This window comes from Nocardiopsis dassonvillei (genome assembly GCF_964273065.1).
Lineage (GTDB): Bacteria > Actinomycetota > Actinomycetes > Streptosporangiales > Streptosporangiaceae > Nocardiopsis > Nocardiopsis dassonvillei_B.
The window spans coordinates 5,557,773-5,573,026 of sequence record NZ_OZ186815.1; the positions used below are offsets into that span (position 1 = coordinate 5,557,773).

At 72.0% G+C, this 15,254-nt stretch carries 13 protein-coding genes; 7 read left to right on the forward strand and 6 right to left on the reverse strand.

Annotation, left to right across the window (positions count from 1 at the left end; translation table 11 throughout):
* Positions 1 to 417 precede the first annotated feature (417 nt).
* Complete coding sequence (locus tag ACSUPR_RS24880; RefSeq protein WP_436887141.1) at positions 418 to 2,217, reverse strand: AMP-dependent synthetase/ligase; 1,800 nt, start codon at positions 2,215 to 2,217, stop codon at positions 418 to 420.
* Positions 2,218 to 2,594: 377 nt separating this feature from the next.
* Between ACSUPR_RS24880 and ACSUPR_RS24885 the strand changes: the two genes are divergently transcribed.
* The gene (locus ACSUPR_RS24885) at positions 2,595 to 2,984 is read left to right on the forward strand and encodes a hypothetical protein (RefSeq protein ID WP_436887142.1); all 390 of its coding nucleotides are present in this window, start codon (positions 2,595 to 2,597) and stop codon (positions 2,982 to 2,984) included.
* Between the two features lie 130 nt (positions 2,985 to 3,114).
* Positions 3,115 to 4,056, forward strand: a complete 942-nt coding sequence (locus ACSUPR_RS24890; RefSeq protein WP_436887143.1) for an ROK family glucokinase — start codon at positions 3,115 to 3,117, stop codon at positions 4,054 to 4,056.
* Between the two features lie 52 nt (positions 4,057 to 4,108).
* On the opposite strand, the gene ACSUPR_RS24895 is transcribed toward ACSUPR_RS24890, so the two are convergent.
* Positions 4,109 to 4,927: a lysophospholipid acyltransferase family protein gene (locus ACSUPR_RS24895; RefSeq protein ID WP_436887144.1), complete on the reverse strand. Its 819-nt coding sequence runs from the start codon at positions 4,925 to 4,927 to the stop codon at positions 4,109 to 4,111.
* A gap of 275 nt (positions 4,928 to 5,202) precedes the next feature.
* Here ACSUPR_RS24895 and ACSUPR_RS24900 point away from each other — a divergent pair, with 275 nt between their 5' ends.
* From ACSUPR_RS24900 to macS, 3 genes are read left to right on the forward strand one after another with little or no spacing between them, the layout of a single operon-like run.
* Positions 5,203 to 6,006 carry an alpha/beta hydrolase gene (locus tag ACSUPR_RS24900; protein ID WP_436887145.1) on the forward strand — a complete coding sequence of 268 codons (804 nt, stop codon included), beginning with the start codon at positions 5,203 to 5,205 and terminating at the stop codon, positions 6,004 to 6,006.
* The gene (locus ACSUPR_RS24905) at positions 6,003 to 6,860 is read left to right on the forward strand and encodes a hypothetical protein (protein WP_436887146.1); all 858 of its coding nucleotides are present in this window, start codon (positions 6,003 to 6,005) and stop codon (positions 6,858 to 6,860) included. Before ACSUPR_RS24900 ends, ACSUPR_RS24905 begins: the two co-directional genes overlap by 4 nt.
* Before the next feature lie 39 nt (positions 6,861 to 6,899).
* Positions 6,900 to 8,042, forward strand: a complete 1,143-nt coding sequence (gene macS / locus ACSUPR_RS24910; protein ID WP_436892133.1) for a MacS family sensor histidine kinase — start codon at positions 6,900 to 6,902, stop codon at positions 8,040 to 8,042.
* Positions 8,043 to 8,157: 115 nt separating this feature from the next.
* Here the strand turns inward: macS and ACSUPR_RS24915 are convergent, their stop codons facing one another.
* Both ACSUPR_RS24915 and ACSUPR_RS24920 read right to left on the reverse strand, forming a co-directional pair.
* A complete protein-coding gene (locus ACSUPR_RS24915; RefSeq protein ID WP_436887147.1) occupies positions 8,158 to 9,600 on the reverse strand; it encodes an NF041680 family putative transposase in 1,443 nt (480 codons plus the stop codon).
* Between the two features lie 138 nt (positions 9,601 to 9,738).
* The gene (locus ACSUPR_RS24920) at positions 9,739 to 10,284 is read right to left on the reverse strand and encodes a molybdopterin-dependent oxidoreductase (RefSeq protein WP_436892134.1); all 546 of its coding nucleotides are present in this window, start codon (positions 10,282 to 10,284) and stop codon (positions 9,739 to 9,741) included.
* Positions 10,285 to 10,669: 385 nt separating this feature from the next.
* On the opposite strand from ACSUPR_RS24920, the gene aroF reads away from it, so the two are divergent.
* Positions 10,670 to 11,716 (forward strand): 3-deoxy-7-phosphoheptulonate synthase, encoded by a 1,047-nt coding sequence (aroF, locus tag ACSUPR_RS24925; RefSeq protein ID WP_436887148.1) that lies wholly within the window; start codon positions 10,670 to 10,672, stop codon positions 11,714 to 11,716.
* Between the two features lie 279 nt (positions 11,717 to 11,995).
* Here aroF and thiI read toward each other — a convergent pair whose 3' ends face one another.
* Complete coding sequence (gene thiI / locus ACSUPR_RS24930; protein ID WP_436887149.1) at positions 11,996 to 13,276, reverse strand: tRNA uracil 4-sulfurtransferase ThiI; 1,281 nt, start codon at positions 13,274 to 13,276, stop codon at positions 11,996 to 11,998.
* Between the two features lie 208 nt (positions 13,277 to 13,484).
* On the opposite strand from thiI, the gene ACSUPR_RS24935 reads away from it, so the two are divergent.
* Positions 13,485 to 13,937 carry a hypothetical protein gene (locus tag ACSUPR_RS24935; protein ID WP_436887150.1) on the forward strand — a complete coding sequence of 151 codons (453 nt, stop codon included), beginning with the start codon at positions 13,485 to 13,487 and terminating at the stop codon, positions 13,935 to 13,937.
* 155 nt (positions 13,938 to 14,092) lie between these two features.
* Here ACSUPR_RS24935 and ACSUPR_RS24940 read toward each other — a convergent pair whose 3' ends face one another.
* Positions 14,093 to 15,118 (reverse strand): 6-phosphofructokinase, encoded by a 1,026-nt coding sequence (locus tag ACSUPR_RS24940; RefSeq protein WP_436892136.1) that lies wholly within the window; start codon positions 15,116 to 15,118, stop codon positions 14,093 to 14,095.
* Between the last annotated feature and the right edge of the window lie 136 nt (positions 15,119 to 15,254).

A 15,254-nucleotide genomic window follows, 5' to 3' on the forward strand; every position in this document is an offset into this window, starting at 1 on the left:
AGCGAAGCCCTACGGCTGTGGCCGGGGACTCCAGGAAAAGACAACAACCCCCTGCAGCGCAGCTCCCGGTTCCCCCTCCCCGCCCCCTGGGACTGGGGTGGGAGGACCTCCTGCGGCTCTTGCCCCCTGCGGCGGAGGCCCCAGGGACGTCCTCTGGCTGTGGCCGAGGGCTCCAGGGAAGAGAAGAACCCTCCTGCGACAGAGGCCGAGGTCCTTCCTCTGGCTGTGGTCGGGCCCGGTTCGGTGAAGAACCCCCTGGAGCGGAGGCCCCGGTTCTTCCCCCCTCGCCCCCTCGGGCTGGGGCGGGTGGTGCTCCTGGTGAGTGGTGTCCGGTATGTCGGTGGTTTCGGCGGGACCGAAAAAGCCGGTCCCCCTGAAAAAGGGGGACCGGCTCAGGCGTACGGGTTCCACCCGTTATCAGCCCGCGTAGATCTCCTCGATCTCCTTGCTCCACTCCTTGTTCACCACGTGGCGCTTCACCTTCAGGGAGGCGGTCATCTGCCCGCTCTCCTCGGTGAAGTCGGAGGGCAGGATCTTGAACTTCTTGATCGCCTCGGCCTTGGACACCGCCTGGTTGGCGTGGTCGACCGCCTCCTGGATGGCCGCGACCAGGTCCGGGTCCTCGGTCAGCTCCGGGAGCTCGCCGGTCTTCTTGTTCGCGTTCTTCCACTGCTCGAAGGACTCGGGGTCGATTGTCACCAGCGCCGCGATGAACTTGCGGTTGTCACCGACCACCATGCACTGGCTGACCAGGGCGTGCGCCCGGATGCGGTCCTCCAGCACCGCCGGGGCCACGTTCTTGCCGCCCGCGGTGACGATGATCTCCTTCTTGCGCCCGGTGATGCTGAGGAAGCCGTCGTCGTCCAGGGAGCCCAGGTCGCCGCTGCGGTAGAAGCCGTCCTCGGTGAACGCCTCCTTGGTGGCCTTGTCGTTGTTCCAGTAGCCCACCATGATGTGGTCGCCCTTGAGGAGGATCTCCCCGTCCTCGGCGATCCGGATGGAGGTGCCCGGCATCGGCTGCCCAACGGTGCCGATCTTGTTGAACTCCGGGCTGTTCACGGAGGTCGGGGCGGTGGTCTCGGTCAGGCCGTAGCCCTCGATGATGGTGAACCCGATGCCGCGGAAGAAGTGGCCCAGGCGCGCGCCCAGCGCGGAGCCGCCGGAGACCGCGTACTCGGCGTTGCCGCCCAGCGCCGCCAGCAGCTTGCCGTACACCAGCCTGCTGAACAGGGCGTGCTTGAGCTTGAGGGTGAGGGGGATGCGGCCGGTGGCCAGCGCCTGGCTGTAGGCGATGGCCGTGTCGGCGGCCGCGGCGAAGATCTTGCCCTTGCCCTCGGCCGTCGCCTTCTGCTCGGCCTTGGTGTACACCTTCTCGAACACGCGCGGCACGGCGAGCAGGAACGTCGGCTTGAACACCGAGAACTGCTCGATGAGGTCGGGGCCGGTGGAGGGGAAGTGGCCCAGGGTGGCCTTGGCCTCGATGACCATGACCTGCACGAAGCGGGCGAACACGTGCGCCAGCGGCAGGAAGAGCAGGGTCGAGGGGTTCTCCCGGCCGCGCAGGACCTGCTTGGCGGGGCCCTCGAGGGCGCTGTGCGCGATGAAGAGGAAGTTCCGGTGCGTCAGCTGGCAGCCCTTGGGGCGCCCGGTGGTCCCGGAGGTGTAGATGAGGGTGGCGATGTCGTCGGCCTTGGCCGCGGTGCGGCGCTTCTCCAGGTCCTCGTCGGAGACGGCGGCGCCGGACTCGCGCAGCTCGGCGAACTCCGGGCCGTCGAAGCGCCAGATCTCCTTGAGCTCGGGGGTCTTCGCGCGGACGGACTCGATGCGCTCGGCGTGGGCCTCGGTCTCGACGAAGACCGCCTTGGCCCCGGAGTCGGAGAGGATCCACTCGATCTGCTCGGCGGAGGAGGTCTCGTAGACGGGGACGGTGACCGCGCCCACGGACCAGATCGCGTAGTCGACGACGGTCCACTCGTAGCGGGTGCGCGACAGCAGGGCGACCCGGTCACCGTGCTCGATTCCGGCGTTGATCAGGGCCTTGGCGTAGGCGGCGATGTCGCCGTGCAGCTCCGCGGCGGTGACGTCGCGCCACTGTCCGGACTCCTGGCGGCGGGCGGCGACGGCGTTCGGCTCGTCGGCCGCGCGTGCGTAGAGCGTGTCGGTCAGCCGCGCGTCGTCGGAGATCTCGGCTTTCGCGGGAGAGCTGTATTCGCGCACGTGATGCTCCTGGACGTGTACGGGTTCTGGATGTTCAAGGACGTGACGACCGTAACAACCTCATGCTACTCGTGAGTAGAACGAGTTGCCGTTCGGTATCCAACAGTGACCCCTGTTCACCGGGTCGTATGTATGCGGGTGCGGCCTGTGACGTCCGATGAGCGTGCAGGTCAGGAACCCGTTTACGCACGCGAACTATACGCCCGGGCTGTGCTTTGTGCACATCAGGCGCCGTTCGCGTCGTGTGTCCTTTTCATTTCACGGCGTGCAACATCCGGGCTCCCCTGATCCTTCCCTGATCCTCTCCCGGCGCCCTGCTGTCGGGCCCGCGGGGCGGTTAACGTGAAACCAGAACCGGCTTGTCCAAGGAGGATCTGATGGCGGAGAACAGCGGCGACATCATCGATGAGGCCCTGAGGCTGGTCGACGGCCTCCAGCGCAAACTGCTGATCGAGGGCGTCAAGCGCGGTGTCGGCGCGGTCACCGCCCCGCCGCCCAAGGGCGACGTGTGGGAGGAGGCCATCCGCCTGGAGACCGGGCCCGAGCCGCGGCCCGTCCTGGAGGAGGTCCTGGGCATCGTGCGGGACACGGCTCCGGAGATCGCCGGCCACCTGGGGCGTGCGGGCCTGGGAGTGGTGGGCGCCCTGGGGCGGACGCTGGGCGTCCTGGAGCGTTCCCTGGAGCGGGAGAGGCGGGCCTCCGAGCACACCCCGGACACCTCCGCGCCCTGGCGCACCGCGACGGAGGAACGCCAGGTCACCTCGTAGCACACCCGGGGTGTCCAGCACGGCCCGAGCCTGGTTTAATCGAATGGTTTACACCATTTGAAAAGACCCATGCCATGGGCCTGGCTACTTATGTCAGAGTTCGGGCGTAAGTGAGAAGGAGCCGCCCCTCATGCTGACCATCGGAGTGGACATCGGCGGGACCAAGGTCGCCGCCGGGGTGGTCGACCACGACGGGCGGATCCTGGACCGCGTCAAGTACCCCACCCCCGCCAACGACCCCCGCGGCCTGGCCGACGTCGTGGCCAAGGCCGTCGACGAGCTGCGCGGCCGCCACGGAGAGGTGCAGGCCGTCGGCGTGGGCGTGGCCGGGTTCGTCGACGAGGACCGGGCCACCGTGCAGGTCGCCGTCAACCTGGGTCTGCGCGACGACCCCCTCAAGGAGCGCGTCCAGGAGCGCGCGGGCCTGCCCGTCGTCATCGAGAACGACGCCAACGCCGCGGCCTGGGCCGAGGCCCGCTTCGGCGCGGGCCGCGGCAGCGACCACATCGTCTGCGTCACCCTGGGCACCGGCATCGGCGGCGGCCTGGTCATCGGCGGCCGGCTGCACCGGGGTCGCTTCGGCGTGGCGGCCGAGGTCGGCCACTACCGCGTCGTCCCGCACGGGCGCCGCTGCGCCTGCGGCAACCACGGCTGCTGGGAGCAGTACGCCAGCGGCCGCGCACTGGTCGCCGCCGGGCAGGACCTGGCCCGCACCGACCCGGCGACCGCCAAGCGGATGCTCGAACTCGCGGGCGGCGTCGTGGAGCACATCGAGGGCCACGTCATCACCGAGGCCGCCACCGAGGGAGACGAGGGCGCCCTCTCCTGCTTCCGCACCATCGGCGAGTGGGCGGGCGTGGGCCTGGCCGACCTGGCGGCCATCCTGGACCCGGAGTGCTTCGTGCTGGGCGGGGGCGTCTCCGACGCCGGGGAGTTCATCCTGGGGCCGATCCGCGACTCCTACGCCCGCCACGTCTCGGGGCGGCCCGGCCGCCGCCTGGCCGAGGTGCGCCTGGCCGAGCTGGGCGGCGAGGCCGGCATCGTCGGCGCGGGCGACCTGGCCCGCCACTGACCCCCGGAGACGGCGAAGGCCCCGGTGCGCGCACCGGGGCCTTTCCCGTGGCCTACTCGGCGGCGGGGGAGTCCGCCCCGTCGCTCTTCTTCGCCGCCCGGCGGGCCCGGCGCTCCTCCTTGCGGCGCGCCTTCTCGGCCCGGCGGCGCTCCTTGCTGTCCGCGTTCTGCTCCTTGCGGGCCTCGCGGGCCTCCTCCTCCAGCTCCGCCTTGACCGCCTGCGCGTAGCGGTCCACGTACTCCTGGCCGGACAGCTCCATGAGCGCGTACATGATCTCGTCGGTGACGGCGCGCAGGACCCGCTGGTCCTTCTCCATGCCGTAGTACCGGGAGAAGTCGAGCGGCTTGCCGAACTTCACGACCGGGCGGATGCCCAGCTTGGGGACGGTCCGCCCCGGGGGCATGATCTTCTCGGCGTTGATCATCGCCATCGGCACCACCGGGACCCGCGCCTCCAGCGCGATGCGCGCCACGCCGGTGCGGCCGCGGTACAGGCGGCCGTCGGGGGAGCGGGTGCCCTCGGGGTAGATGCCGAGCAGGTCGCCGCGCTTGAGCACCCTCAGCCCGGTGCGCAGCGCCGCCTCGCTGGCCTTGCCGCCGGAGCGGTCGATGGGGATCTGGCCCACCCCGGAGAAGAACGCGCGGCTGGCCAGCCCCTTGACCCCGGTGCCGGTGAAGTACTCCGCCTTGGCCAGGAACGTGATCTTGCGCGGCAGCGGCAGCGGCCCGAAGAAGTGGTCGGAGAACGACAGGTGGTTGCCCACCATCAGGGCCGGTCCCCGGCGCGGTACGTTTTCCACGCCCTCGGCGCGGGGCTGCCACAGCACGGCCAGGATCGGCCCCAGAATCGCCTTGACCACCCAGTAGAACATCTCTTCGGATCACCCCTGCACACGCGGGGAGCTCCGGGCAGGGTCTGCCGCGATCCGCTGTCCCGCTCGGCCAGCACTGCGACGAGGATACTCAGTTCGTGCCACGTGATGCGCGACACCCCTCTTTGGGGACGAGACCGGAACATGGGTGCGCACCCATGACAAACGGTCCGTGGAACGGTTAGCCTCACGGCTGTGAAGCCGGGGTGTCCACCGCGGCACCGCCGTCCTGCCGCGAACACCGCGGCGCCGTACGCATTCCTGGGGGCAGTCCCGTGAGACCGACCGACGACACCGCGCTGATCCCCGGGGCGGAGCCCTTCAGCCACCGCGGCTCCGACGTGGGCGTCCTGCTGTGCCACGGATTCACCGGCTCCCCCCGCTCCATGCGCCCCTGGGCCGACCACCTGGCCGCGGCCGGCCTCAGCGTGGAGCTGCCCCGGCTGCCGGGCCACGGCACCAGCTGGACCGACATGGCCCTCACCACCAGCGACGACTGGTACGCGGAGGTCGAGCGGGCGCTGCTGGAACTCTCCTCCCGCTGCTCCGAGGTCTTCGTCATGGGCCTGTCCATGGGCGGCGCCCTCTCCCTGCGCCTGGCCCAGGAGCATCCGGAGCTGGTGCGCGGCCTCGTCCTGGTCAACCCCTCGCTGGCGGTCGAGGACCTGCGGCTGCCGTTCATCGCCCCCTTCCGCGCCCTGGCGGCCCGCGTCCTGCCCTACACGCCCGGGGTGGAGAGCGACATCGCCATGAAGGTCGACGACCGGGGAGAGGGGGGCTACGACCGCGTCCCCACCGCGGCCGCCGCGACACTCCCGAAGCTGTGGCGCGCAGTTCAGGAGGGCATGTCCGGTTTGCGTGTGCCGATTCTGGCCTACCGGAGTCCCCAGGACCACGTTGTGGGACCGCGCAGTCTGCGTATCCTCGCTAAGAGAGCGGTCAACACCAGGCTGACGATCCACCTGCTCCACGACAGCTACCACGTGGCGACCCTCGACCATGACGCCGCCGACATCTTCGACGGAAGCCTCGCCTTCGTGCGGGCCCACGCCAGAAGCGGGGAAGGAGCCGACCGATGACGGAACGTCGGGGTAACGGCCTGCTCGCCGACGCCTACGTGCCCTTGATCCTGCTGGCGCCCTCGCACGCCGACCTGATGCTGGAGGCGCTGCGGCGCAGCGGCATCGCGGCCTACGCGGTGCCGCTGGCGGAGGACGTGCTGGAGCCTCCCGGGGGAGGGGAGGACGACCCGCCCACCGACCACCTGTACGTGGACGCCGACGAGCGGGTCGAGGCTGAGCGGGTCCTGGGCACGGAACTGCCCGAACTGGGCGTGCGCTCGGTCCCGGAGACGGAGGAGCGGCGCGAGGACGGGGAGTCCGACCGCCAGGACGCCGCCGTCGGCGGGGACCTGCTGGACGGCCCGCCGGAGAACGTCGACCCGGACGCGCCCCCGGCGCAGTCCTCCGACGAGGACGAGGTCTGGAACGACCTCGTCGCCCGCTTCTACGACGACGACTCCCCCGCCCCCCGCGGCGCCCGGTGGCCCGACGCCGAGAACGTCGGCCCCTCCGCGCCCCGGGGCGGGTCGGAGACTCCCGCGCTCGGGGACATCCTCGCCGGGGACCCCGACGACGATGACGAGGACGAGGAGGCGCTGCGCCGCGCCGAGGACGAGCTGGAGGGCCACTACGAGCCGCCGCCCCCGCCGCCGCTGCTCCAGGGCGACCGCCTGGGCATCGCAGCCTGGTTCGGCCTGCTGGGCGGGCCGGTCCTGGTGTTCGGCGCCGCCTTCCTGGGGCTGACCCTGCCCAACTGGCTGATGTTCATGGCGGTGGTGGCGTTCCTGGCCGGGTTCGTCATCCTCATCCTGCGCATGACCGACGGCAGGCCTCCGGGCGACAGCGGTCCCGACAACGGAGCGGTGGTCTGACCCCTGGGCTTCGACATCCCCCTGTGGCGCGGCATCTCCCTGTTCCGCGCCGCGGCCCTCGTCTACTCCCTGCTGCTGCTCGTCCAGCACCAGGAGCACCTCACCCGCCCCTGGCTGGGCTGGACGGTCCTGGTCGCGATGGCGGCCTGGACGGTGGTGGCGACCTCCGCCTACGCCCGTCCCGAACTGCGCACCCGGCGGCTGGTCTGCGCCGACCTGGCGGTGGCCTTCGCCTGCCTGTTCGCCACCGCCGCGGCCGCCACGCCCTTCTACCTCACCCAGGCGCCGCCGCTGAGCGGCTACTGGTTCGCCGGTGCGGCCCTGGCGGCGGGGGTGGCCTGGGGGCGCCGGGGCGCGGCCGCCGTCGCCGTGCTCTACGGCGTCGCCGACCTCACCCTGCGCGTGGTCATGGGCGCCGCCATCACGCCGGCCACGGCCCGGGGCGTGGTCCTGCTCCTGCTGGCCGGCCTGGCGGTCGCCTACATGGCGCGGGTGGCCGGGCAGGCCGAGGAGCGGTTCGCCCGGGCGGTGGCGCTGGAGGCGCGCCTGCGCGAGCGCGAGCAGCTGGCCCGCTCCATCCACGACTCGGTGCTGCAGGTGCTGTCGCTGGTGAGCCGCCGCGGCGCCGAGGCCGGGGGAGAGGCCGCCGAGCTGGGGCGCCTGGCGGGGGAGCAGGAGATCCGGCTGCGGTCCCTGATCACCGGTGGGCTCCCCGAGCCCGCCGACGGGCCGGCCGGCGCCGGAGCGGCTCCGGCCGCCGCGGCGAGGGGCCCGGCCGACCCTTCCGCGCCCGACCCGGAGGTCGACCTGCGCGACCCCCTGCGCCGCCTGGAGTCGGTGCTGGTGTCGCTGTCGGCCCCGGCCACCCCGGTGCCGCTGCCCGGGCGCGCCGCCGCCGAACTGCTCGCGGCGGTCGAGGCGGCACTGGCCAACGTCGGTCTCCACTGCCCCCCGGGGACCCGCGCCTGGATCCTGGTGGAGGACGAGGGGGACGCCGTCACCGTCACGGTGCGCGACGAGGGCCCCGGCATCCCTCCCGGCCGGCTGGAGGAGGCGGGAGCCCAGGGGCGCCTGGGCGTCTCCCAGTCCATCCGCGGACGGCTCCGCGACCTGGGCGGCGGGGTCGAGGTCTTCTCCGCCCCCGGCCAGGGCACCGAGGTGGAGATGCGCCTGCCCCGCTGACCGCCGGCCGGGGCGCCGGACCGGGTGGGGGCCGCGGCCGCCGAGGGCCTTCCGTCCCTCACCGGGAGGGCCGCAGCGGAGCGGAGGTTCAAAAAAACACAGCCTAGCTTGGCGTTTAAGCTGGTTGCTTGTCTGCGGGACGACTCGCAGTGCCCGTTTTGTTCTTCTTGTTCTTCCTCGCGACCCCGTAACGGGGAGCCGGACACCGGTTCCGGCTCCCCGGCGGGCGCCCCGGACCCGGCCGCGAGGGCCGTGGAACACCCACGAGCCCGGGCAGACCCGCACGCAGGTACCGAAACCCCCGCCGCACCCTGCCCGGACTCAACCGGTGCTGCTCCACCCGCCTCTGCCAGGGCAAACGCACATCACCCACCGAACGCCGCGCCAACCGCAGCTGGGTGTAGGCCGCGATCACGATCCAGGACCACCGGTCCGCCGCCTCCGGGTCCCGCAACCGCGGTGCGTCCCACCCCAACTGCTGCTTGAGGAACCGGAAGGTGTGCTCGATATCGAACCGGCGCAGGTAGGCCCACCACAACCCGTCCACCCCCTCCGCGCCCAGACCGGTGGCCGAGGACCACAACCACAACGGCGCGGGAGACCTGCGGGAAGGCAGCGCCTCCACCTCCAACCGGACCAGGGTGCCCTCGATCACCGGCAGCTCCCCGGGGTGGTCGGCCCACGCCGACCGGTGCGTCAGCCGGGGGTGCATCCGATTCCAGGCCCGGGCGGTCGCGGTTCCGTAGCGGCGGGTCGCCGTCGAGGTCTCCTGCTCCGGTGCGGGCCAGGTGGCCGGGGCGGCCATGCGCAGCGGGGCGCCGTGCTTGGCCGGGCGCCCGGCCGCGGAAGGCGGCAGGTGCTCGGCGGGTCCGTAGAGCACCCGGTCCGAGCGCAACCGGCCCAGCACCTGCACGGGCAGGCCGGCCAGCAGGAAGGCCAGACGGACCGCGTCGTAACCGGCGTCGACCACCACCAGTACGTCCGGGTCGGCGGGCCGGTGGTGCCCGGCGGCGATCAGCCGCTGGAGGAGGCCGCGGACCTGGTCGGCGGTGGCGGTGATCGGGTCCTGGCCCGGGAGCAGACGCAGCAGGTCCAGCGGCGCGGTCCAGGAGGTGGAGCCCTCTTCCAGGGCGGCGATCATCGAGTAGGGCCAGCCCGGGACCATCTCGGCCTGGCCGGTGCCGCGCCCGTAGGTGTGGCACCAGGAGCGATCGGGGCTGGTCCAGGCGTCCGGGCGCAGCCACGGGGAGACGTCGCAGGCCAGGACCAGGCGGCCGTGGAAGCGGGGTGGGGGCGGTGCGGTCAGGCTCTGGCGCAACCGGTCGGTGTCGAGGCGGCCGTGGTTGAGGGCGGCGTAGGCCGAGCCGTGGCCGCGGTGGTGTTCGGGTTCCAGGGAGAGTTGGGCCAGGTGGTGGACGGGTCCGGGGGCGCACACCAGGGCCTCGCACACCTCGAACAGGGCGTCACGGCGGCCGGTGAGGCAGGCGTGCAGGTCGGTGCGGAACCGGGACAACTCCGACAGTGACTCGACGGGGGGCCTCTGGTGGGGCAGACTCACAGGTGACGGCCTTCGTGGTGTTGATGTGTTTGCTTGGTCGCTGCACATGATCACGCGAAGGCCGTTGTGCTGTCCGCAGAACAGCGAAGCCCGTGACCGAGACGTTGTCCGGTCACGGGCTTGAGCTTAAACGCCAAGCTAGAGCGGGGGCCCCTGCCCCGGCTCCTCCTGGTGGGAGAACCGCTGCTCGCGCCAGGCCTCGGCCCGGTTGTGGTAGCCGCGCTCCTCCCAGAAGCCGCGCCGGTCGGCGGTCATGTACTCCACCGCCCGCAGCCACTTCACGCTCTTCCACCCGTACAGGTGCGGTACCACCAGCCGCAGCGGGTGGCCGTTCTCCGCGGGCAGCGGCGCGCCGTCCCGGTGGGTGGCCAGCAGCACGCCCTCGTCCAGGAAGTCGTCTAGGCGCAGGTTCGCGCTGTACCCGTACTCGCCCCACGCCATCACGTGCGTCACCTCGGGGGCGGGCGGCGCCACCGCCACCAGGTCCGCGGCGCGCACGCCCGACCAGCGCACACCGGGAACGCTGAACCGCATCACGCAGTGGAAGTCGCTCACGGCGTCGGTGCGGGGCAGCCCGGCGAACTCCTCCCAGGTCCACCGGTACGACCCCAGGTCCTCGGTCGCCCCCATGACCCGGAAGTCCCACTTCTCCGGGCGGAAGGCGGGCACCGGACCGTAGTGCAGGGCGCGGTGCCGGGCGGTGCGCACGGCCTGCCCGGGCGGCAGCCGCCGGCCGCCGCGATCGTCGGGGCCCTCCGCTGACTCGGACACTCGGCCTCCCGTTCCTCTCGTCCAACGGCCATCCTGCCAGGCGTCAACGAGAGGTAGGTCACTCGCCCCTCCTGTGCGGCGCCGCCGCGACCGTGCGCTATAGTCACAGCCATGCAGCGGAACTTCTGGCGCTTTTATGGCTACCGGCCCCACACCCCGGTCGCCTGTAAAGCGCTGCGCTGACACAGACGACAGGAGCCCCGGGCCGGTAGCGGCCCGGGGCTCTTCGCGTCCCGGCCACCGCGCACCGGGCCACGGCTCTCCCGCACCGCACCCAACGACAGGCAGGGAAACCCACATGGTCATCGTGATGGCACCGGACGCCACCTCGGACGATATCGACTCGATCGTCGAACTGGTCGCCTCCTCCGGCGGCGAGGCCTACGTCACCCGCGGCGTCAGCCGCACCATCATCGGCCTCGTCGGCGACGTGGAGCACTTCCAGGGCCTGGGTCTGGCCGCCAAGCCCGGTGTCGCCGACGTCCTGCGCATCTCCGCCCCCTACAAGCTGGTGAGCCGGGAGAACCACGACAGCCGCAGCGTCGTCCGGGTCGGCGGGGTGCCGATCGGCGGCGACAACGTCACCGTCATCGCGGGCCCCTGCGCGGTGGAGACCCCCGAGCAGACCCTGGCCGCGGCCCGGATGGCCCTGACCGCCGGTGCGTCCCTGCTGCGCGGCGGCGCCTACAAGCCCCGCACCTCGCCGTACGCCTTCCAGGGGCTGGGCGAGGCCGGCCTGAGGATCCTCGCCGACGTCCGCGAGGAGACCGGGATGCCGATCGTCACCGAGGTCGTGGACGCCGCCGACGTCGAGCTCGTCGCCTCCTACGCCGACATGCTCCAGATCGGCACCCGCAACATGCAGAACTTCGCCCTGCTCCAGGCGGCGGGCGCCGCGGGCAAGCCGGTGCTGCTCAAGCGCGGCATGAGCGCCACCATCGAGGAGTGGCTGATGGCCGCCGAGTACATCGCCCAGCAGGGCAACCTGGACATCGTCCTGTGCGAGCGCGGCATCCGCACCTTCGAGAAGGCCACCCGCAACACCCTGGACATCAGTGCCGTCCCGGTCGCCCAGAACCTGTCCCACCTGCCGGTGATCGTGGACCCGTCGCACTCCGGCGGCAAGCGCTCGCTGGTGCTGCCGCTGTCGCGGGCCGCCGTCGCGGTCGGCGCCGACGGCGTCATCGTCGACGTCCACCCGCACCCGGAGACCGCCCTGTGCGACGGCCCGCAGGCCCTGGTGCAGGAGGACCTGGCCGAACTGCGCGACCTCGCCGAGACCCTGGCCGCGCTCTCCGGGCGCACCCTCGCCCAGGCGCCCGGCCACGAGCTCGCCGGCATCTGACCTCCGCGTCCGCGACGACGGGGCCCGCGCGCAGGATCTGCGCGCGGGCCCCGTCGTCGCGGAACCGCCGTGGCCCACCGCTCCGGAGACCTCCCGGGGGCCGGGGCCTGTTCCCGAACGCCGGTCCGCCCCGCGGGGCCGCCGTGCCTCCCAGAGCCCGTTCCCGCCCTCCGGAGGCGCGCGGCCCCGCTGAGGGCCGCGGCCGCCGGGCCGCCCGCCACGGGCGGTGCCGGGCGGCGGGCGGGCCGGAGCGGAGGTTCAGAGAACGGAGCCCACAGCCTAGGCGCGGGCGGTGGCGGCCCGGGCGGTGTCCAGCCGGGCCGGGGCGGCCTCGCCCAGGAAGCTGGGCTTGTGCACCTGGGCGGTGGTCACCAGGTACTCGGCGAGCTCCTCGGCGTCCAGGCGCTTCTCGATCTGGCGCAGGTCGGGGATCTTGGCCGCGGTCTCCACCTGGCGCGGGGTCAGCATGGTGCAGCAGTCCTCGTCGGGCAGCTCCGAGATGGCCAGGGTCCCGATCCGGCGGGCCTGGTCCATGATCTCGGTCTTGTCCATGCCGATGAGCGGGCGCAGGATCGGCAGGTCCACCGCGTCGTCCAGCGCCGTCAGGTTGGTCATGGTCTGGCTGGAGACCTGTCCCAGCGCGTCACCGGTGATCAGGCACTCGGCCTTCAGGTCGTCGGCCAGCACCTCGGCGGTCTTGAGCATGAGCCGCCGCTGGGCGACGATCTGCAGCCGCTCGATGCCCGAGCTCTTCAGCTGCTGCTGCGCCTTGCCGAAGGGGATCACGAACAGGCGCGACCCCACCTGGTAGCGGTCCAGCTGGCGGACCAGGCTGTACGCCTTGTAGATCGACTCCGGGCCGGTGAACGGCATACCGGAGAAGTGCAGGAAGTCCACCTTCAGCCCGCGCCGGATCATCCGGTGCGCGGCCACCGGCGAGTCGATGCCGCCCGACATCAGCACCAGTCCGCGGCCGCTCATCCCGGCGGGCAGCCCGCCCTGGCCGGGGATGCCGTCGGTGAAGACGAACGCCTCGTCCTTGTCCACCTCGACGAACAGGGTGTTGTCCGGGCGCTTGAGGTTCACCGGGTAGCCGTGCGCCTTGATGATCTCCGAGCCGAGGTACCCGGCCAGCTCGGAGGAGGTCATCTCGAAGCGCTTGTCGCGGCGGCGGGCGCGCACCGCGAAGGCGCCCTCGCGCCCCTCCATGGAGCGCACGGCGACGTCGGTGACGGTGGCCAGGTCCTTGGGCACCCGGCGCACCAGGTGCACCCAGACCACGCCCATGACGTTCGCCATGCGGTCGGCGATCTCGGCGACCTCCAGGTCGGAGGCGCCGGGCCTGCGCACGATGATCACGCCGGACCCGCGCTGGGAGATGCGGACCTCGCCCAGGTCGCGCACGGACGAGCGGATGTTGTTGTGCAGGCGGCGCTCGAACAGCTTGCGGTTGGAGCCCTTGAGGACGATCTCGCCGAGCTTCATGAGCACGCAGAGCTCGCCCAGCCCGTCTCCGGTGCCGCCGACGGGGACCGGTGCGGACTCAAGCGACGCGGACATGGGTGCTACCTCCGGATAGACATGCGTGGGTGCCCGGTTGCTCGCAGTGGGACCGGCGGTGGCGGGAAACCGGGATCGCCCATCGCCGTACTTCTACCAGTATCGAACATCCTGCCCACCGCTCCATCCACATTTCGGTCCGGACGGAAGACGGCGCATCCGAATGGACACCGTGCGTATTCACCGCGGTAAAACCTAGGATCGCGGCATGGCCTTGTTCGTCCACCTCACCCCCGCCGCGAACACCGTGCGCCTGCGCCGCTCGGGGGTCCGCGCGGCCGGCCGCGGCCGCAGCGGGGAACGCGGCGTGTACTGCTTCCCGGTACTGCCCTGCTACACGACCACCCACCAGTGGCTGCGGGAACTGGCGCGTGAGGACGATCACCGCCGGTTCGTCGCGGTGCACATCCGCCTGGACGACGCCCAGCCGGTGACCGTCGGACACCACGCGGACCGGCCGCTGCGCGTCACCGCCGGGGAGGCGGTGCGGATCGTGCGGGCCCTGCCGGATCCGCGGGGCTGGGAGGTCTTCATCCCCCGTACGGTCACGGTGCGTGAGATCCACCGGGTGCGCGGAGTGGCCCCGGACGCGGGCCGGCATCCGGAGGGGGCCTTCGACCGCCCCTGCGTGCCCCGGATCGGCGAACCCGCCCTCTCCTGACGGCGGGCGCATCCGGGAACACGGCCGCCCCCTCCCCGGGAGCTCGGGAGGAGGCGGCCCTCCGCGGACCCCGGCGGGGTCCGGGAATGGGGCGTGTTCCGCCGCCCCGTCACCCGCCGCCCATCGGCGATGGACGACGGCCGACCGGTTCGGGATCAGCCGAAGAAGACCTCGGCCTCGGCGAAGCGCTCGGCCGGGACCGTCTTGAGGGTGTCGGTCGCCTCGGCCAGGTCCACCCGGACGATGGCGGTGCCCTGGAGGCCGACCATCTTGCCGAACGCCTTGTCGTGCACGGCCTCGATGGCGTTGACGCCCAGGCGGGTGGCGAGTACCCGGTCGAACGCGGTCGGGGTGCCGCCGCGCTGCACGTGGCCCAGGACCACCGAGCGGGCCTCCTTACCGGTGCGCCGCTCGATCTCGTCGGCCAGGGTCTGGCCGATGCCGCCCAGGCGCACGTGGCCGAAGGAGTCCTTCTCGCCGGTGGCCAGCGCCATCTGCCCCTCCTTGGGGTGCGCGCCCTCGGCGACCACGATGATCGGCGCGTACTGGGTGCGGAAGCGGCTCTCGACGTGCGCGACGACCTCGTCGATGTCGAAGGGGCGCTCGGGGATGAGGATGACGTTGGCGCCCGCGGCCATGCCCGAGTGCAGGGCGATCCACCCGGCGTGGCGGCCCATGACCTCCACGACCAGGGCGCGGTGGTGCGACTCCGCGGTGGTGTGCAGGCGGTCGATCGCCTCCATGGCGATGTTCACGGCCGTGTCGAACCCGAACGTGTAGTCCGTGGCGTTGAGGTCGTTGTCGATGGTCTTGGGCACGCCCACCACGTTGACGCCGCGGTCGTGGAGCTGGCGGGCCACGCCCAGGGTGTCCTCACCGCCGATGGCGACCAGGGCGTCGACGCCCAGGCCGGCCATGTTGTCCTTGACGCGCTCGACGCCGCCCTCGATCTTCATGAGGTTGGTGCGGGAGGAGCCCAGGATGGTGCCGCCGCGCGGGAGGATGCCGCGCACCGCCTCGACGTCCAGGGGCATGGTGTCGCCCTCCAGGGGGCCGCGCCAGCCGTCCCGGAAACCGATGAACTCGTAGCCGTAGTCCTTGATGCCCTTGCGGACCACGGCCCGGATGACCGCGTTCAGACCAGGGCAGTCGCCGCCACCGGTCAGCACCCCGACGCGCATACGAATCTCCTCGACGTTGTGGGTTCCACGGCGCATGGCGCCATATGGTCTAGACCATAGTGGTCCGGGCGATCCCAGGCCAACCCGGGCCGGTGAACACCACTCGAACTACCCTCCGGTACGCCCGGAACGGGCT